General features: G+C 66.7%; 17 protein-coding genes. 7 read left to right on the top strand and 10 right to left on the bottom strand.

Features of this window, described 5'->3' with window-relative positions:
- Position 1: 1 nt before the first annotated feature.
- Genes RR42_RS22880 through RR42_RS22870 form a run of 3 tightly spaced genes read right to left on the bottom strand, consistent with a single transcriptional unit; the run spans position 2 to position 3473 of the window.
- Positions 2 to 907 (bottom strand): carbohydrate ABC transporter permease, encoded by a 906-nt coding sequence (locus RR42_RS22880; RefSeq protein WP_043353260.1) that lies wholly within the window; start codon positions 905 to 907, stop codon positions 2 to 4.
- Positions 904 to 1959, bottom strand: a complete 1056-nt coding sequence (locus RR42_RS22875; RefSeq protein WP_043353259.1) for an ABC transporter ATP-binding protein — start codon at positions 1957 to 1959, stop codon at positions 904 to 906. Before RR42_RS22875 ends, RR42_RS22880 begins: the two co-directional genes overlap by 4 nt.
- Before the next feature lie 50 nt (positions 1960 to 2009).
- Positions 2010 to 3473 (bottom strand): ABC transporter substrate-binding protein, encoded by a 1464-nt coding sequence (locus RR42_RS22870; RefSeq protein WP_236702164.1) that lies wholly within the window; start codon positions 3471 to 3473, stop codon positions 2010 to 2012.
- Positions 3474 to 3730: 257 nt separating this feature from the next.
- On the opposite strand from RR42_RS22870, the gene RR42_RS22865 reads away from it, so the two are divergent.
- Both RR42_RS22865 and tdh read left to right on the top strand, forming a co-directional pair.
- Positions 3731 to 4933, top strand: a complete 1203-nt coding sequence (locus RR42_RS22865; RefSeq protein ID WP_043353257.1) for a glycine C-acetyltransferase — start codon at positions 3731 to 3733, stop codon at positions 4931 to 4933.
- A gap of 57 nt (positions 4934 to 4990) precedes the next feature.
- Positions 4991 to 6046 (top strand): L-threonine 3-dehydrogenase, encoded by a 1056-nt coding sequence (gene tdh, locus RR42_RS22860; RefSeq protein ID WP_043353256.1) that lies wholly within the window; start codon positions 4991 to 4993, stop codon positions 6044 to 6046.
- Between the two features lie 81 nt (positions 6047 to 6127).
- On the opposite strand, the gene RR42_RS22855 is transcribed toward tdh, so the two are convergent.
- The gene (locus RR42_RS22855) at positions 6128 to 6565 is read right to left on the bottom strand and encodes a universal stress protein (RefSeq protein ID WP_043353254.1); all 438 of its coding nucleotides are present in this window, start codon (positions 6563 to 6565) and stop codon (positions 6128 to 6130) included.
- A 380-nt stretch (positions 6566 to 6945) separates the two neighbouring features.
- Between RR42_RS22855 and RR42_RS22850 the strand changes: the two genes are divergently transcribed.
- Positions 6946 to 8025, top strand: a complete 1080-nt coding sequence (locus tag RR42_RS22850; protein WP_236702163.1) for a Leu/Phe/Val dehydrogenase — start codon at positions 6946 to 6948, stop codon at positions 8023 to 8025.
- A 118-nt stretch (positions 8026 to 8143) separates the two neighbouring features.
- Here RR42_RS22850 and RR42_RS22845 read toward each other — a convergent pair whose 3' ends face one another.
- The 5 genes from RR42_RS22845 to RR42_RS22825 form a co-directional block, all read right to left on the bottom strand.
- Positions 8144 to 8650: an OmpA family protein gene (locus RR42_RS22845; protein ID WP_052494874.1), complete on the bottom strand. Its 507-nt coding sequence runs from the start codon at positions 8648 to 8650 to the stop codon at positions 8144 to 8146.
- 40 nt (positions 8651 to 8690) lie between these two features.
- Entirely contained in the window at positions 8691 to 9989 is a 1299-nt protein-coding gene (locus RR42_RS22840) for a diguanylate cyclase domain-containing protein (protein WP_052494873.1), read from the bottom strand.
- Complete coding sequence (locus RR42_RS22835) at positions 9986 to 10408, bottom strand: YfiR family protein (protein ID WP_419188906.1); 423 nt, start codon at positions 10406 to 10408, stop codon at positions 9986 to 9988. Before RR42_RS22835 ends, RR42_RS22840 begins: the two co-directional genes overlap by 4 nt.
- Positions 10409 to 10743: 335 nt before the next feature.
- A complete protein-coding gene (locus RR42_RS22830) occupies positions 10744 to 11700 on the bottom strand; it encodes an ATP adenylyltransferase family protein (RefSeq protein ID WP_043357675.1) in 957 nt (318 codons plus the stop codon).
- A gap of 379 nt (positions 11701 to 12079) precedes the next feature.
- On the bottom strand, positions 12080 to 12541 hold the full coding sequence (locus tag RR42_RS22825; RefSeq protein WP_043353252.1) for an Lrp/AsnC family transcriptional regulator: 462 nt from the start codon (positions 12539 to 12541) through the stop codon (positions 12080 to 12082).
- A gap of 127 nt (positions 12542 to 12668) precedes the next feature.
- Here RR42_RS22825 and RR42_RS22820 point away from each other — a divergent pair, with 127 nt between their 5' ends.
- The 3 genes from RR42_RS22820 to RR42_RS22810 all read left to right on the top strand — a co-directional run bounded on the left by RR42_RS22820 (position 12669) and on the right by RR42_RS22810 (position 15748).
- A complete protein-coding gene (locus RR42_RS22820; protein ID WP_043353250.1) occupies positions 12669 to 13298 on the top strand; it encodes a LysE family translocator in 630 nt (209 codons plus the stop codon).
- A 303-nt stretch (positions 13299 to 13601) separates the two neighbouring features.
- Positions 13602 to 14756: a patatin-like phospholipase family protein gene (locus tag RR42_RS22815; protein WP_043353247.1), complete on the top strand. Its 1155-nt coding sequence runs from the start codon at positions 13602 to 13604 to the stop codon at positions 14754 to 14756.
- Between the two features lie 191 nt (positions 14757 to 14947).
- The gene (locus RR42_RS22810; RefSeq protein WP_043353246.1) at positions 14948 to 15748 is read left to right on the top strand and encodes an SDR family oxidoreductase; all 801 of its coding nucleotides are present in this window, start codon (positions 14948 to 14950) and stop codon (positions 15746 to 15748) included.
- Positions 15749 to 15786: 38 nt separating this feature from the next.
- On the opposite strand, the gene RR42_RS22805 is transcribed toward RR42_RS22810, so the two are convergent.
- Positions 15787 to 16662 (bottom strand): LysR family transcriptional regulator, encoded by an 876-nt coding sequence (locus tag RR42_RS22805; RefSeq protein ID WP_043353243.1) that lies wholly within the window; start codon positions 16660 to 16662, stop codon positions 15787 to 15789.
- Between the two features lie 248 nt (positions 16663 to 16910).
- Here RR42_RS22805 and RR42_RS22800 point away from each other — a divergent pair, with 248 nt between their 5' ends.
- A complete protein-coding gene (locus RR42_RS22800; protein WP_043353241.1) occupies positions 16911 to 18467 on the top strand; it encodes an MFS transporter in 1557 nt (518 codons plus the stop codon).
- The last annotated feature ends 9 nt before the right edge of the window (positions 18468 to 18476 follow it).

Raw genomic sequence — 18476 nt, 5'->3', positions numbered from 1 at the left:
GTCAGGCCACCTCCACGCGGTTGGCGATGGTCAGCAGCAGCGCCACCACCGCTACCAGCAGCGGGAACAGGAACAGCGAAATCGCCGCGCCCTCGGCCAGGTCGCCGCCCTGGATGCCCGTGAAAAATGCCAGGCTGGCGAGCACCTGCGTGGTGTCATAAGGCCCGCCACGGGTCAGCACGAAGATGATGATCATGTCGGTGAGCGTAAACACGATGCCGAACAACAGCGCCACCAGCATGATCGGCATCACCAGCGGGATATTGATGCGCAACAGGTGGCGCCAGAAGCCGGCGCCGTCCATGGCCGCGGCATCGTGGATATCCTGCGGGATGCCGTGCAGGCCGGCCAGGATGATGACCGTGGCCAGCGGCAGCAGGCGCCAGACATCCACCAGGATCACCGACGCCATGGCCAGGTCCGGCTGGCCCAGCCAGACCGGCCAGGTCTGCGGGCCAAACAGGCCGAGCGCGCGCAGCGTCCAGTTGATGATGCTGTAGACCGGATCGAAGATCCACAGCCAGCCGATCGAACCCAGCGAGATCGGCGCCACCCACGGTAGCAGGATCAGCAGCCGCACCAGCCATTTTCCGCGAAAATCACGCAGCAGTGCCAGCGCCAGGATCTTGGCCAGAACCACCACCAGCGCCTGCGACACCAGCGTGAACACCAGCGCATTGCCAAGCGAGCGCCAGAAGGTGGGGTTCTGCACGATACGCTGGAAGTTCGCGAGGCCAACAAAATGCATGGCGCGCGTGCCCACCGTGATATCGGACAGGCTGTAGTAGATCGACAGCAGGAAGGGAATGCCGAGCAGCAGCGCGATATAGATGAGTGCCGGCGCCAGCATCAAGGCACCGAGCCAGCGCTCGCCCAGCGCCTGCCAGGCACCAGCCCGGGTGCTCATGCCGGCCTCACGGACGGCGCTACGGACGACGCCACACCGAGGCTGGCGCCGGAACGCGGATCAAAGCGCCGCAGGTCGGCACGCCGCACCGCGAACGGGTAGCGCGCGCCGGTCTCCAGCGGGAAGGTGACGGTGCAGGGAATCCGCGAGATGACCTTGGCCGGCGGCAGTGGCGGCTCCAGCAGGCCATACACCAGCCGGTCAGAACCGAGATTCTCGATGCGGGTGATATGGAAGGGGAAGGGTTCCAGCGCTTCATCGCTGCCGTAGACCTCGCGCGGCAGGAAGTGCTCCGGCCGGAAGCCCGTCACCAGGGCATCGGTGTCGACCAGATTCATCGGCGGCGAGCCGATGAAGGTGGCCACGAAGGTATCTGCCGGCTGCTCATACACTTGCTGCGGGGTACCGAGCTGGTGCACGCGGCCGTGGTCGAGAATGGCGACCCGGTCGCCGAGCGCCAGCGCCTCGATCTGGTCGTGCGTGACGTAGATCGTGGTGGTCGCCAGACGCCGCTGAAGCTGCTGCAATTCCTCGCGCGCGGAGGTCCTGAGCTTGGCATCGAGATTGGAGAGCGGCTCGTCCAGCAGGAAGGCCACCGGCTCGCGCACCACCGCGCGCGCCAGCGCCACCCGCTGGCGCTCACCGCCTGAGAGCTGGCGCGGCTTGCGCGACAGCAGGTGGCCAATGCCGAACAGCGCCGCGGCCCAGCTCACCTTGCGCGCGATCGCCTCGCGCGGCATGCGCTGCGCCTCCAGCGGGAAGGCGATGTTGCCGGCCACGCTCAGGTGCGGATAGAGCGCGTAGCTCTGGAACACCATGGCCATGTTATGCGCGCGCGGCGGCAGCCCGGTGACGACACGGCCGCCCACCAGGATATCGCCGGAGGTGGGTGCTTCCAGCCCGGCAATCAGGCGCAGCAAGGTGGTCTTGCCCGAGCCGGACGGGCCCAACAGCACCAGGAACTCAGCTTCGTGCACGGCCAGGTCGATGCCGTCGACAGCGTTGGTGCCGTCGAAGCGCTTGGTGAGTGAGCGGGTTTCCACCGTGGCCATGACTTATCGGCCCACGCCCATCCCGATGCCTCCGGTCCGGCGGGGGCGGCTCATATGAGTCCCTTTTCCCGCCACTTGGCGAAGATCCGCTTGCACGTCGCTTCCGCGGCGCGGATGGCATTCTCCGGCGTTTCGTCGCCGGTGGCGGCCTTGGCGAACATGGTGTTGAGCACCCAGGTATTGAAGATCTCGTCGATGGCCGCATTGGCATAGCCGGGGTAGCCGACGTTGGTGGCCTGGTTCATCAGGCTGCCCAGCACCTTGTACTTGTCGCGCGGGCGGGCCTTGGGATCATCGGCGATCAACTTCTGCAGGTCCGGGACCGTGCTCGGGAAGCAGGGGAAATTGTAGAACTCGCTGCCGAGAAAGGCCTGGTGGAAGTTGTCGATATAGTCCAGCAGGAACTTCTTGGCACCCGCTATGTTCTCGGCGAATTTCCAGATCACGTAGCAGTCCATCACGTGCTCCATGCCGATGCGGCGCACCGGGCCACGCAAGGCCTGGGTCAGCCAGATATCGGGCGTGACTGGAATGTTCTTGTTCTCGCCTTCGCGCGTGATGGAAATGGCGTTCAGGCAAAGCGAGATCTTGCCCGCCAGCATGGCGCGGTTGTTGGAGGACGGATCCCACGCCAGCACCTCCGGCGTCATGGTTTCCTGGTACAGGGCCTTGACGAACTTGACCGCCTCCAGCGTGTTCTTCGAATTCAGCACGACGGTATGGCGCTCATCCTGGACCGAGCCGCCGAATGCGAAGAGAATGGTTCGCATCGCCATCGCGGTATCGAGTTCGGCCGACAAGCCAATGCCCACCGACACGTTGCGTTTGCGCTTGATCTTGCGGCCCGCGCTCAGCACGTCGTCCCAGCTGTCCGGCGGTGCCATGCCGCTCTCGTCCCACAGGTCCTTGCGGAAATTGATCGGGTCCGGCACGAAGCTGTCCGAGAAGCCGAAGTACTTCTTCGTCTTCGGGTTAAACGTACTCCTGATCGCCAATTCGACCGGCTTGCCATGCTTGCGCTGGCATTCCTCGTAAATCTCGCGGTGGTCGATGACCTGCTCCTCGTACACTGGCGCAGGCGACAGGAACATGAACAGGTCGTGCCCCTTCTGCGCGGATACCTCGGCGGCGGCCCGCGTGGCCAGCGCGGGGATCCCTACGTGATCGACGATGACCTCGGTATCGTTGCGCTGGCCCCATTCCTTCACGTAGGTGTTGTCGAACCACTTGTCATAGCCCGGCACGAAATGGTTCCACTGGAGGATCTTCAAGGTGTGCTTGGCTGCCTGTGCCCGGCGCGGCAGCACCAAGGGACCAAGCCCCGCGGCAAGCGCGGTGGCCGCAGCGGCCTGGATCAGGCGGCGGCGCCGCGCGTTGTGGCGAACAAGGGTGCCGGGGGATGCGTGCCGGCGCGAATAGATGATTCGCTCGATAGGAGCAATCCGTACGTCTTCGTTCATGGCCGCCTCCGCCAGCAAGCCGGTAGCCGGCATGCGCACCGATCGCGGCGGCATGCGCAACCTCTCTTAAGGATAGGAGTTACCGACCCTAAGGCAAAGAGCCAAAGGCTTGATTTCATTGCGTTTACGATCCGATCCAGCGACCGGCGCGGCGGCTGCCGCATAGCAGCATCGGTCGCGCCTCGCCAGCCACCGCTTGCGCAGCGCAGCACAAAACACGCGCACAGCAAAAGCGGCATTTCCCCGGCTTTCGCCATACCATGGAGGCTGGCGCAAGCCACGCCGCCCAACAACCTTGCCAGGGGCCTCCCATGCGCGACCGCTATCTCTCCCACCTCCGCGATACGCTGGACACCATCCGCGCCGACGGCTTCCACAAATCCGAGCGCGTCATCGCCAGCCCGCAGGCGGCCGATATCCGGCTGGCGGGCGGCGAGCACGTACTGAACTTCTGCGCCAACAACTACCTGGGCCTGGCAGATGACCACCGCCTGATCGAAGCCGCCCGGCGCGGCCTGGAGCAAGACGGTTTCGGCATGGCCTCGGTCCGCTTCATCTGCGGCACCCAGTCCGTGCACAAGACCCTCGAAGCCGTACTCGCCAAGTTCCTCCATACCGGCGACAGCATCCTCTACTCCAGTTGCTTCGACGCCAACGGCGGCCTGTTCGAGACCTTGCTCGACGACCAGGACGCCGTCATCAGCGACGAGCTCAACCACGCCAGCATCATCGACGGCGTGCGCCTGTGCAAGGCCAGGCGCTACCGCTACCGCAACAACGACATGGCCGACCTGGAGACCCGGCTGCAGGAGGCGGATGCCGCCGGCGCGCGCTTCAAGCTGATCGCCACCGACGGCGTGTTCTCGATGGACGGCATCATCGCGGACCTCAAATCGATCTGCGACCTGGCAGACCGCTACGGGGCGCTGGTGATGGTCGACGATTCGCACGCGGTGGGCTTCGTGGGCGAGCACGGGCGTGGCACGCCGGAGCTGTGTGGCGTGGAGGGCCGCGTGGATATCATCACCGGCACGCTGGGCAAGGCGCTGGGCGGCGCCTCCGGTGGCTATGTGGCGGCGCACCGGGAAATCGTGGAGTTGCTGCGGCAGCGCTCGCGGCCTTATCTCTTTTCCAACTCGCTGGCGCCGAGCATCTGCGCCGCCACGCTGAAAGTGCTGGAGCTGCTGGCCAGCGAAGAAGGCGCGGCATTGCGCGCGCGCGTGCGGGAGAACGGCGAGCATTTCCGCCGCGAGATGACGGCGCTGGGCTTTACGCTGGTGCCGGGCCAGCATCCCATCATCCCGGTGATGCTGGGCGATGCCGCGCTGGCATCCGGCATGGCCGATGCGTTGCTGGCGGAGCATGTGTACGTGGTGGGCTTCTCCTTCCCGGTGGTGCCTAAGGGCCGGGCACGGATCCGCACGCAGATGAGCGCGGCGCATACGGCCGAGCAGATCGAGCGGGCCGTGGCCGCGTTTGCCAAGGTGGGCCGCAAGTTCGGCGCCATCGCCTGAGCGGCGCTCAGGCGTCACCCAGGCACTTCATCCACGCTGCAAGCAGGAGGCTCCCCCATGAAAGCCCTCGCCAAACTCGAACGCGCGCCCGGCCTGACGCTGACCGACGTCCCCGAGCCGGAAGTCGGCCACAACGATGTGATGATCCGCATCCGCCAGACGGCCATCTGCGGCACCGACATCCATATCTGGAAATGGGACGAGTGGGCGCAGAACACCATTCCCGTGCCGATGCAGGTGGGGCACGAGTACGTAGGCGAGATCGTCGCCATCGGGCAGGAAGTGCGCGGGCTGGCCATTGGCGACCGCGTTTCCGGCGAGGGGCACATTACCTGCGGATTCTGCCGCAACTGCCGTGCCGGGCGCCGCCACCTGTGCCGCAACTCGGTAGGCGTGGGCGTGAACCGCGCCGGCGCCTTTGCCGAGTACCTGGTGATTCCGGCCTTCAACGCGTTCCGCATTCCCGACGATATCCCGGACGAGATCGCCGCCATCTTCGACCCCTTTGGCAACGCGACGCACACCGCGCTGTCCTTCAACCTGGTGGGCGAAGACGTGCTGATCACCGGCGCCGGCCCCATCGGCATCATGGCCGCCGCCATCGCTCGGCACGTGGGCGCGCGCAACGTGGTGATCACCGACGTCAACGAATACCGGCTCGCGCTGGCGCGCAAGATGGGCGCCACGCGCGCCGTCAACGTGCAGCACGAAAACCTGAAAGACGTGGCTGCCGAGTTGCACATGACGGAAGGCTTCGACGTGGGCATGGAAATGTCCGGTGTGCCGACCGCCTTTGCGACCATGCTCGAGCACATGAACCACGGCGGCAAGATTGCCATGCTGGGCATTCCGCCATCGAAGATGGCGATTGACTGGAACCAGGTGATTTTCAAGGGACTGGAGATCAAGGGCATCTACGGCCGCGAGATGTTCGAGACCTGGTACAAGATGGTTGCCATGCTGCAAAGCGGGCTGGACCTGACGCCGATGATCACGCATCGCTTCCGCGTGGGCGACTTCGAGGCCGGCTTTGCCGCCATGCTGTCGGGCAACAGCGGCAAGGTGGTGCTGGACTGGACGCAGCCGGGCAAGGCGACTACTGTCGCGGGCTAGAAGCGCATCCATGTCTTGCCCGGACGCTGTCACGCCGCAGGTGGCTGGCGCCGCACAACGCAAGCCGGCCGCGATGAGCCGCTAGCGATACACCAGCACAGGGATACTGCTATGCGTCAGCACCTTGTTGGTTTCGCTGCCGATCAGCACGCCCTGCAAACCGCGCCGCCCGTGCGAGGCCATCACGATCAGGTCGCAGTCCTTGTCCTGGGCGGCCTGGATGATGGCCGCATAGGGGTGGTCATGTATGACGCAAAGGGTCTGGCAAGTCACGTCCGCAGCCTCGGCTTCGGCGGCCAGGGTTTTCAGGTAGTCCGCCGAGTTGCGGGTGGCTTCCTGCACGAACCGCGTACGGGTGTCGGCCAGCAATTCCACCTGGTAGGTGTAGACATGGAAGTCCGGGATCACCCGGATCACCGTGACCCGGGCTCGCGCCTCATGGGCGAACACCAGGGCCTTGCGGAAAGCGGCTTCGGACAGGGGTGAGCCGTCGACGGGCAGCAGCAGATGCTGGAACATGGTGCCCTCCTGGCACGCGAAGGGCGCAGGCCACCGCACGGGCGCCCTCTCACGCTTCGCTCGGGTTGAGGATTACCTCTGTCCAAGTATAGATGTGCCGCTGCCGCGCACACCGCGCACACCGCACACACAGCACACATACACCGCGCGCGCCCTTCATCTCCCCGCATTTTGCCGGTAAGATCCAGCACCGGTTCCGCGCCACGACGCGGCACCCAGCGTTTACCCGAGGCCGGGCAGCCACACAATGGCAGCCCGGCCTTATCGAGACGGCAGCCCCCGATGGCTGCCGTTGCAACTGCACTGCCTTGCAACCCAATGCGGTGCACCCGGAAAGCGAAGGTATCCCTTTGCGCTCCCATCTTCATGGAGAAGACGCTTTGACTGAACGCATCAACGCAGAGGCCGCCGGCCGCCTGTTCGGCACTGGCGAAGGCCCATCCCACGAGCGCGTCACGCTCGCCACCGATCCCGAGTCCGGCCTGCAGGCCATCATCGCCATCTACAGCACCAGCCTTGGCCCCGCGTTTGGCGGCTGCCGCTACTGGGCCTATCCTGCCGAGAGCGACGCCCTGACCGACGCCCTGCGCCTGTCGCAAGGCATGGCCTACAAGAATGCGCTGGCCGACCTGCCCTTCGGCGGCGGCAAGGCCGTGATCCTGCGCAGCCCGGCGCAAACCGATCGCACCAAGCTGTTCCGCGCCTTCGGCCGCATGGTCGAATCGCTGGGTGGCCGCTACATCACCGCCGAAGATGTCGGCACCACGGTAGAAGACATGGTCGCCGCCCGCACGCAGACCCGCTACATCAGCGGCATGCCGCGCGAGGGCACCTTCGGCGGCAACCCGTCGCCCAAGACCGCATATGGCGTGTTCGTCGGCATCGAGGCCGCCGTGCGCTACGTGCTCGACCATAACAGCCTGCAAGGCGTATCCGTTGCCGTGCAGGGCCTTGGCTCGGTGGGCTGGGACCTCTGCCGCCAGCTGCATGCGGCCGGCGCGCGGCTGATCGTGGCCGATATCCATGGCGCCAAGGCAGAACAGGCGCGCGAGCAATTCGGCGCGCAGGTGGTCTCCACCACCGCCATCACCAGCGTGGCCGCCGATGTGTTCGCGCCCTGCGCGCTCGGCGCGGTGATCACCCCGGCGGTGGCCGAAGGCTGCCAGTTCAAGATCGTCGCGGGCGGCGCCAATAACCAGCTCGCGTCGCTGGACGAGGGCGACACGCTGCAACGCCGCGGTATCTTCTATGCGCCGGATTTCCTGATCAACGCGGGCGGCATCATTAGCTGCGCCCGCGAGTACCTGGGCGGTGCCGAGGAAGCGGCGGTGCTGGCCGAGGTGGCACGGATCCGCGAGCGCGTGTTCGCGCTGGCCCAGCGCGTGGAGAAGAGCGGGCTGGCCCCCGCACGCGAGGCGGTCAACTGGGCACAGGAGAAGCTGGCGCAAGGCGCTCGCTAGTCCGCTAGCCTTGACGGTGTTGAGGGTCCGCGCTGACAACGGCGCGGACCCGGGCGGGATCGCGTCGTCCTCCTGGAGCCCGTGCTTGAGATTGCTGCATTTTGGGTGTCGCCGGCAGCTACTCGATCGTGACCACGATGGCCACGCGCCGGTTTTCCGCGCGGCCCGCGGCGGTGCGGTTGTCCACCACCGGCTTGCTCTTGCCCAGTCCGCGCACCTGGATGCTCTCCGCCTGGAACCCCGTGGTGGCCAGCACATTCGCCACCGCCTGCGCGCGCCGGACCGACAACTGCTGGTTGTAGTCGGCCGAGCCGGAGTCGTCCGTATGCCCGTCCAGCCGCACATGATCAATGCCCGCGCCCGATAGTGCCCGGCCGATCCGCTGCACCGCCACCTGCCGGTCCGCGCTGATCACGTCCTCGTCCAGGCCGAACAGCACCTTCTCGGAAAAATCAAGCTCCCAGCCATTTTCGGTAAGCTGGAACCCTTGCGACTGCAACGCCTCGACTTGCACAGCAGTGAGCTTCGGGGCCGGCACCGTCTGGCAGGCAGCAAGCGCAAGGGGGACGGCAATCACGGCGGCCGTGATGCACCGGCTGCCGGCGGCTTGCAAGTTCGATAGCATGACAGATGCTCCTATTCCTATTTTTGTTCTCGTTCTTGCCTTATTTCTCGCTGTCTTCACACTCGGACACCGAGGCGGGCCCGGTGCTCGCCAGCCGCGGCTCCGCGGTCTCCCAGCCGCCTCCCGACCTGCGCTTGGCCCGGTACATGGCCTCGTCCGCCGTGTGCATCAAGGTGGCTGCAGTCTGGGCATGAAGCGGAAACACGGACAACCCGATGCTCAGCGAGGCCCCGATGCGGGTGCCGCTCGACAGTTGTACCGGATCCTTCATGCGAAGCAGGATATGCTCCGCGACCTGGACGATGTCGGCAGGCTTGCGCAGCGAGGTGAGCAGTACCGCAAACTCGTCGCCGCCGAGCCTGGCGACCAGGTCGCCCTCGCGCACGCAGGAACGGATGCGCCGGGCAATGTCGGACAACACCTCGTCCCCGGCGGCATGGCCGAAGTTGTCGTTGATCTCCTTGAACGCGTCGCTGTCCAGGTAGAGCACGCCCGCATATCCCTTGGTGGTGCCGGCGAAGCGTACGGCCCGATGCAGCGCATCCTCGAACGCTGCCCGATTGAGCAGGCCGGTCAGGCTGTCGTGGCTGGCGCGGTGCGCCAGCGACCTGTTCTCGTGCTGGAGCTGGTTCTGCCAGGTCTCCAGTTCGTCGAGCAGGCCGTTGAAATCCTCCCCAAGCGCGTTGAGCTCGGCAATATGCGCTGGCGGCGTGCGCTGGTCGAAAGCGCGCTCCGAGCGCACGGCATGGGCCACGCGCATGAGGTTGCGTACCGGCTCGATGATATGGACCAGCATGCGGCTCGACATGTAGTGCGCGCTGACCGCGGTGAGCAGCAGGCAAGCCAGCAGCCCCAGCAGCCCGCTGAGCACAAAGTGCAAGAGGTTGCCGGTGTCGGCGGTCAGGCGGACGGTGCCCACCGCCTGCGTTTCATGCAGGATCTCCTGCTCCACCGGGCCGAGCGCCATCACGCGGCTGGCCAGGCGCTGCAGGCCGGGAAACCGCTCGCCGGCCGGGCGCCGCCACTCGGCCAGCAGGCGGTTGTCCTTGTCATAGACGCGGGCCTGGGCCACCTCCGTCGCGGCGATGGCCACCAGCGCCTCGTTGGCGGCCGCCTGGTCGCGGAACACCACCGGCGCTTCCAGCGTGTACGCCACGGAGCGGGCAACCAGGTGCAGGTTGTGGTCGGCATAGACGCGCAGCGCGGCCAGCCCGAGCGCGGTCAGCGAGATGCCGGCCGTGCACACGGCGATCAACGCCACGCTGAGATGAATGCGGCGCAGCGCGTTGTATAGCGTCGGGCGCGATCTCGTCGCGTCGGGGCGCAATGGCAGCTTCATGGCGATGGCCCCCGGCGGCGGCCAAGCTGCAACACTGCCGGATGGATATGGATGCCACTGCGGGCAACGGCATCCAGGTTGACGCGGAACGAGACGTGGCCATCGACCACGTTGAGGCAGAACATGCTGCCGATCTCGCACTCGTAGTCTTCTTCCGTGATGACAAGGACCGGGCGCCCGATCAGCTCCGTCGACAGATTCTTGCGCCGGGCATCCGTCATGGGCCCGAGGTAGACGGAATCGCAGCCCGCGGTGGACACGCCATCCTGCAGGTCGATGCGCCTGGATTGCACGGAGCGCCCGCTTGCCAGCACGCCGCCTTCCGCGAGCTTGGCGCCGTAGCGCGACGAGCCGTCCACGCACAGGCGCAGGACTTCCCGCTCGTTTGGCCAGCGCGCATAGCCAAGCAGGCTGAACACCACCCGCGCCACCGCCTCGGTGCGCGGGGGGGCGTGTCCGCCGTGGTGCCCTGCGACTGCGCGCAGAGGATGGCGGCGAGAAGGGCCGGCAGCAAGCGCGGCAGGCGCGAATGCTTGCTGCCGCGGCTCGGACTGGCTAGGGCGGTAGCCGTTTGAAGAGGCAAGTGGTAAAGCCTACCAAGTAATGCGATTGGGGAACGCCGCAGCGCACAGCAAGCGATGCGATCTGACCTGGCTAGCACGATCAAGCGGGGATTCCTGCCCGGCGCGAACGCCGCCGGACAACCCTGCTAGCCCAAACCCTTTAACGGCGCTCCCGCATTTATATTTACCCCTTATTTCCGGCCCGTCGATGCCAGCGACGACAAAGGCGGGCCTGCGGCCTGCCTCAGCATCGCCATGGGGCCGAGCCGCTCGATGGTGCGCATCTGCGCCTCATTCCGCACAAAGAACGATCCTGCAAACCCGAGCGTATTGACCGAGATACCCTCGACGGACTCAGCCGACCTTGGCACGAGCAGCATGCCAAGCGGTGTGACAAGCAGGTTGTATGGAGCCAACGGCTGCGGCGCTCCATCCACATGGATCGTACGCACGCCCACCGCCTCCAGCAGCGCGCGGTAGCGCGCAAGTGCGGTGCGGGCCAGATCCGGCCCGCGCGCCGACGACAAAGCCAGCGGCGCGAACGCATGCGAAAACGCCAACCCCGGCACTGTGCCGTCCGCGCCATCCATGCGCGCGGCCGCAAGCAGTGGCGCGATGGGCAACGCCGGGCCTTCGCTGGCAAGCGGCAGCGGCACCAGTTGCAGGTGCTTGTGGCGCTGGCTTGCGCCGGCCGCCGCGCCACCGTTATAGAAGCCAAGGCCATCGAACTCGGCCATGCAGGCCAGCAGCGCCTCGAAGTCCGCCAGGTTGAGCAGCGCGTCCTGCGACTCGAAGCGGCGGGTAACGATCAGCAGGTGATGGTCCAGGACGTTGAACTTGTTCAGCAGCGCGAGATGGGTCTCGGAGATGTCCGCGACAAACAGGTCCGGGTCGTAGGGAAGGAACGGGTCGGCGCCCGCCTGGTTGCCCGGGACGGCGTTGTCATGCTGGCGCGCGTGGCCCTCATCCCTGTCGCGGTCCTTGCGCGCAAGGCTGGAAACCTGGCGCACCAGGAAGCGCACGCCGCCATCGTCGATGCCCTCCTGGAAGGTCTCGATCGGACGCAGCGCACCGCATTGCAAGGCGTGCTCCGTCTGGCGCAGGATGGCCGGCCATAGCGTGCCGGGCTGGAGAGATCGATGTGGCATGGTCTGGCCCAAGGGGTGAGTTATAGCCGGGGGGGCTGATCGATCTTATCCCTCGAAGGCAGGACAGGCTGGATCGCAAGCGTCCCGATCTATCTGTCCGCCGCGAGCGGCGAGGCCGGCGACCTGGCCTACGGCCCCGGGTGGCAGAGGCAATATGCATTCCAGCTCGAACGCATCGGCGGCAAGGCAGCGGTGCTGGCTGCCGAGTTCTCGCAGTGCTTTTCCGATCTGTGGCACGGGCGGCAACTGGCCTTCACCGTGGCGATTCCTGTGCACAGGAATCGCGTTGCTATGCGCCTTCGGCGCGCGTGAGATATCCCTGGCCGCGGACCGCGACGACTGAGCCGGATGCGGCGCCAGGCCTTGCAACGTCACCGCATCACAACAACGGCAGGCCGGCATTGCGCTTGACCTCGCCCAGCGACAGCATGGACTCCACCGCCGTCACGCCGGGCAATGTGCGCAGCACGTCGCGCATGAAGATGCCGTAATCTTCCAGGTCCCGCGCGACCACCAACAGCAGATAATCGGCGCTGCCCGACACGTTATGGCAGGACACGATACGCGGGATTGCCTGGATCTCCCGCTCGAAGCGGTCGGAGAGCTCACGGCTGTGCACGCCAAAGCGGACCTGCGTGAACGCCATCAGGCCTAGCCCCAGGGCCTGGCGGGACAGCACCGCGCGATAGGCCTCGATATAGCCGTCGGCCTCCAGCCGCTTGAGCCGGCGCGCGCACGGTGTCTCGCTCAGCCCCACGGATTCCGCCACGCTGGCGTTGGTGGCGCGTCCGTCCGCCTGCAGCGCCATCAGGATGGCGCGATCGGTTTTATCCAGATCCAAAAGTCAACCCCCAAGAAATCCGTCAAAATTAGCGGATTCCCCCAAATTATATTTATTAACTCCAAAAGAACGCCAGAATTCCCTCCAGCCTCTGGGTCATGATGTTGCCCTCGACACGGCATGCATCATGGTCTCAATACATCTCCTCGTCACCTTTATCGGCGCCCTGGCCGTGGTCTACGCCCTACCCGGGCCGGACATGGCACTGGTGCTGCAAACCAGCACCGGCCGGGGTGTCCGTCATGGCCTGGCCACGGTCGCCGGACTGGCCATGGCACGCGCCGCGCATGTCACGCTCTCGGCATGCGGCGTGGCCGCGCTGCTGCGCGCGGCGCCCTGGCTGTACCAGGGCATCCGCGTCGCGGGCGGCCTCTACCTGGCTTATGTGGCCATCCAGATCTTCCGTAGCCCGGCTTTCGGGATGCACGCCGGCACCGGCACGGCAGTAGCGCCGGTGCGGCTACGCGCCTCCGTTGCCAAGGGCGCGCTCAGCAGCATCCTTAATCCCAAGGCACTGCTGTTTTGTTCCGTGCTGTTGCCGCAGTTCGTGGATCCGCATGGCGCGCCGGTGTGGTCGCAAGTGCTTGAGCTCGGCGTGGTGCTGGTGCTGACCGGCGTTGCCTTCGACCTGGCGTGCGTGTTCGGCGCGCTGCGCCTGACCGGCTGGCTTCGCCGCAGCCCGCGCGCGCAGACGGTCCAGCGCTGGTCCTTCTCGGCCATGCTGCTGGCCTTTGCCGCGCGGATTTCCTTTGAGTAAGGCGAAGCGCAGGACGACAGGACCTCCACGCGAGTGACGCCTTTTGCCCACCGTCAACACGGATCTGCCAAGAACAGCATGAGGTGCTAGCCTTACAAGGCGGCCAGGCACCTTGAGCGCGACCCCTTGCTCCTGGAAGCCAGCGTGCCCGGCATCTTTGACCAGGCCGCGGTGTACCGGCATGGCGGCGCGATGCACGTCAAGCCGCGTCCTGGCGAGACCACGTTCCGGGTCCGGCGCCCGCTCATGCCGCGAACACCGGCAAACGCGGCCGCCCCCCGACAACCAGGGAGCCGGAACACCATGAATAGCAAGACGCAACCCGCCGCAGCCCCGACCGACGCGCCTGGCGCGGCCAGTCGGCCCATCGATCAGCAAGTGGTGTTCGTCCTGCAGGGCGGAGGCGCGCTGGGCGCTTTCCAGGCCGGCGTCTACCAGGCGCTGCACGAGGCAGGGGTCGAGCCCGACTGGGCCATCGGCACCTCCATCGGCGCCATCAACGCCTCGATCGTGGCTGGCAACCGGCCTGCGGATCGCTTGCCGCGCCTGCGGCAGTTCTGGGAGCAGGTGGGCCGCCACGGGCCGCTTGAACTAGCCCGCCTGCTCTCGGGCGGCGACAGCACGATGTCGAACCTTGCAACCCTCACCCAGGGCATCCCTGGCTTCTTCACGCCCAACCCGGCTGCCTGGCTCGGCACGCGCGTGCCGCTCGGGGTAGAGCGCGCCGGCTTCTATTCGGTCTCGCCACTGCGCGACACCCTGCTCTCGCTGGTGGATTTCGCTTACCTCGGCGAGCAACACACGCGGCTCACCGTCGGGATGGTCAATGTGCGCAGCGGTAGGATGTGCTACTACACCAACCGGGACACCGCGCTGAGCGTGGAGCATCTGCTGGCATCCGCGGCGCTGCCGCCGGGCTTCCCGGCGATCCGGATCGACGGCGAAGCGTTTTGGGACGGCGGCATCTGCTCCAACACGCCGATCGAAGCCGTGCTCGACGACCACCCTCGCCGCAGCTCGGTGATCTTCGCCGTGCAGCTGTGGCCCCTGCAAGGCCCGGAGCCCGACACCATCTGGGAAGCCATGGGACGGCAGCGGGACATCCAGTACTCAAGCCGCGCCGAGACCCAGCTGGAGCACCAGAGGCAATTGCACCGGCTGCGGCATGTGATCCGCGAACTGGCCAGGCACATTCCCCAGGCGGAGCGCAGCACGCCCGCGGTCGAGGCGTTACTGGGCTGGGGCTGCCATACCACCATGCACGTGGTCGAGCTCAATGCGCCGTCGCTCGGCGGCGAAGACCTGACCAAGGATATCGACTTCAGCGCCGCCGGCATCGACGCGCGCTGGAACGCAGGCTATGTCCACGGCAAGCAAGCCATCGCAGCCGCGCCCTGGCGTGGCGCGCTCGATCCGATCGAGGGCATCGCGGTGCATGTGGCGCTGACACCGGCGTAGGTGTGTTGACGCCGCGCTGGCACGACGTCCCGGGATTGAGCGCTCACCAGCAAGGCTGGCGCGGGCGCGCTAAGATGGCACCCCTGTTGTCTCACCGGCCTGACTGCCGCCCCGCCACGCCCGCGGATCCGCCGTTGATTGATTGATCGATCGACGCCCGCGCGCTCCCTGACCACCCAGGACACATCACCATGGATCTCGAACTTCGCAATCAACGCGTGCTCATCACCGGCGGCAGCCGCGGCATTGGCCTGGCCTGCGCGGCCGGCTTCCTGCGCGAGGGTGCGCGCGTAGCCATTGTTTCGCGCAGCGCCGAGAACCTGGCCAAGGCTTGCGCCAGCCTGGCCGAAGGCGAAGGCGAATACGCCAAGGACGTGGTCGCGGTATCTGCCGACCTGACCGATATCGCCGCGGCCGCGCGCGCGGTGGACGAGGCAGTGGCCGCGCTTGGCGCCATCGACATCCTGGTGACCTCCGCCGGCGCGGCCAAGCGCCGCCCGCCGGACGAGCTGACCCCGCAGCTGTGGCAGGACGCCATGGCCGCCAAGTACTTCAGCTACATCAACGTGATCGACCCCGTGGTCAAGCGCATGGCACAGCAGGGGCGCGGCGCCATCGTCAATATCGTGGGCATGGGCGGCAAGCTGGCCAACCCCGCCCACCTGGCGGGCGGCGCGGCCAACGCGGCGCTGATGCTGGCCAGCGCCGGCCTGGCCAATGCCTATGGCAAGCAGGGCGTGCGCGTGAACGCCGTCAACCCGTCGGCCACGCATACCGAACGCCTGCAGCAAGGCATGGAAGTGGATGCGCGCATCAGCGGCACGACCGTGGAGCAGGCATTGGCACGCGCCAACGCGCGCACCGGCCTGGGTCGCCTGGCCACGCCGCAGGAGGTGGCGGACGCCGTGCTGTTCCTCGCCTCGCCCCGCGCCAGCTATATTTCGGGCGCCGTCCTGTCGGTCGATGGCGCTACCACGCCGATGGTCGTCTGACGCTGCGACGCTGCCAGCCTTTCGTGGAGCAGCCCCGCCTAGCCTGGCGCGGGCCGCGACACCAGTTCGATATAGCGCCGGATGGTGGCGGCTTTTTCGTACTGGCGCGACATCAGCGACAGATACGACGTCACCTCCAGGCCCGCGATATCCCGGTAGACAAGGCTGGGCAGGCTGATGTGGCCGGCCACGGAGTTCGGGACAATCGCCACGCCTTCGCCCAGCGACACCAGCGTCAGCACCGCCACCAGCCCGCCCGGCTGCGGGCCCAGCCTGGGCACGAAGCCACCCTGCTCGGCGGTGGACAGCGTGCCCGACACCTGTTCGGGAAGAATCAATGTCTCCGCCTTGAGATGCGCGGGACGGATCTCGGCCAGGCCGCACAGCCATGAATCGCTGTGCAGCGCGAGGATAAAGCCTTCCGGCGCCAGCGGCAGCGCGTCCACGCCCTCGGGCAGGTTCATCGGGGAGCGGATATAGGCGATGTCGACCTGCCCATCCCTGACCTGCTCGGGCAGCGTGCCCATGGGCGCCTCGCGCACCAGCAGCTGCACATCGGGGCAGGCCTTGCGGAATGCCGCGACTTGCCGCTGGAGCACGCCCGAGTAAGCCGCCGAGGCGACATAACCCACATGGATCTTGCCCGTCTCGCCGCGCGCCTCGCGCTGCGCGCGCAGTTGCGCGGCCTCGAACTGCGCCACCACGGATTGCGCCTCCGCCAGCAGCACCTCGCCGGCCGGCGTCAACGCCACCGAGCGCTGGTTGCGCTCGAACAGGCGAATGCCAAGGCTGGCTTCCATCTCCTGGATCTGGCGGGTAAGCGTCGGCGTGGAAATGCCGAGCCGCGCGGCGGCGCGGGTGAAGTGCAAGTCCTGGGCTACCGCGATGAAGTAGCGAAAGTGGCGCAGTTCCATCGGTTTGCTGTTTTCCTTCCGAGTACTTTCTGATTATTAGCCGACAGGCAACAAAATAGCACGGCCGGCGCAACAACGCGTGGCCCTGCCCGCCGTATCCTGGCCCGCATCCAATCAAGGAATGCGACAGCAAGCAACGATATGCGGCACAAGACGAATCGTCACCCACGGCCCGCCGGACACGGCACATCCGGATTTATTTCATTTCAGGCAATATCGCCGGCACGGCAGTTTGACGGGGAGCCGGCATGAGCGGCATGAACTCGCGCGCCGCGCTGCTGACCGCCTCGGGCGCCTGCGCGCTGATCGTCCTGGACACCAACATCGTGGCTGTCACGCTGCCGCGCATCGCGAGCGACCTGCATGCCACGTTCTCCGATATCGAGTGGGTGGTCAGCGCCTACATGCTGACCTTTGCCGGCGGCCTGCTGCCTGCCGGCAGCCTGGCCGACAAGTTCGGCCGCAAGCGCATGCTGCTGACCGGCCTGGCGGTCTTCATGCTGGCCTCGCTGGGCTGCGGCCTGGCCGGGAGCAGCCTGGCGCTGAACCTGGCGCGCGCCGTCAAGGGCGTGGGCGCGGCCATGCTGCTGACCTCCGCGCTGGCGACCATCGCGCACGCCTTTCACGATGAGCGCGAGCGCGCCCGGGCGTGGGCCTTCTGGGGCGCGTGCATGGGTGTGGCCATGCTGGTGGCACCCGGCCTTGGCGGAGTCATCAGCCAAGCATTGGGATGGCGCTGGGTGTTCCTGCTGAACCTGCCGGTCGGCATCCTGCTGGGCGCCATGGTGCTGCGGCATATCGCGGAGTCGCGCGACACGGGCGCGGCACGTATCGACCTGTGGGGCGGGCTGTGTTTTTGCGGCAGCCTGTTCCTGATGATCTGGGCCCTGATCGAGGCCAACCGCATCGGCTGGGGCGATATGCACACCCAGATGCGGCTGGCCGGCGGCGCCGTGCTCTTCGCGCTGTTTATCGGCGTGGAACGCATCCAGCGCCGGCCCATGGTGGATCTCGCGCTGTTCCGCAATCCGCGCCTGATCGGCGCGTTGCTCGGCATGGCCGCCTATGCCGCCTGCGCCCAGGTGATGATGACCCTGATCCCGCTATATCTGCAGACGGGCCTCGGGTTCTCGGCGATCGCGTCAGGCGCCGCCATGCTGCCGTTTGCGCTGACCATGCTGATCTTTCCGCGCATCGGCGTGCAGTTGTCGGGACGGCTGGACGCGCCGTCGATGCTGGTGTTCGGGCTCGTGCTGGTCGGCCTGGGCAACCTGCTCAGCGCGTGGGCGGCCGTCACCATGTCCTACCTGCCTTTTGCGCTGGCCATTGCCGTCACCGGCAGCGGCGCGGGCCTGCTCAACGGCGATACGCAGAAGAACATCATGGCCTGCATCCCGCGCGAGCGCTCCGGCATGGCGTCCGGCATCAGCACCACCACGCGGTTCAGCGCCATCGTGCTGTCCTTCGGCTTGCTCGGCGGCCTCCTCGCCTACCATACCGAAGCCGCATTCGACACGGCGCTGCATGCGCATGCGCAAAGCGCAGGGGTGATGCCCGGCATGGCCGCACACATCATCCCGCGCGTGGTTGCCGGCGACCTGCACGGCGCGATGGCCGATGTGCCAGCATCGCTGCGCAGCGTGCTGGAGCCGCTTGCGCGCACCGCCTTCGCGGATGGCTTCGCCTGGATTCTTTGCGTGGCAGCCGGGGTTGCGCTGCTCAGCGCCGTCCTGGTGCGCCTGCTGATGAAAGACGAAGCGGCGGCGCACCAGGCGGTGCGCGTGGAAGTGCCGGCGCGCCGCTAGCGCGCCGCT

The organism is Cupriavidus basilensis (genome assembly GCF_000832305.1).
Lineage (GTDB): Bacteria > Pseudomonadota > Gammaproteobacteria > Burkholderiales > Burkholderiaceae > Cupriavidus > Cupriavidus basilensis_F.
Note: the sequence above shows the minus strand (reverse complement) of the source record. Positions and strands in the feature narration are given on the sequence as shown.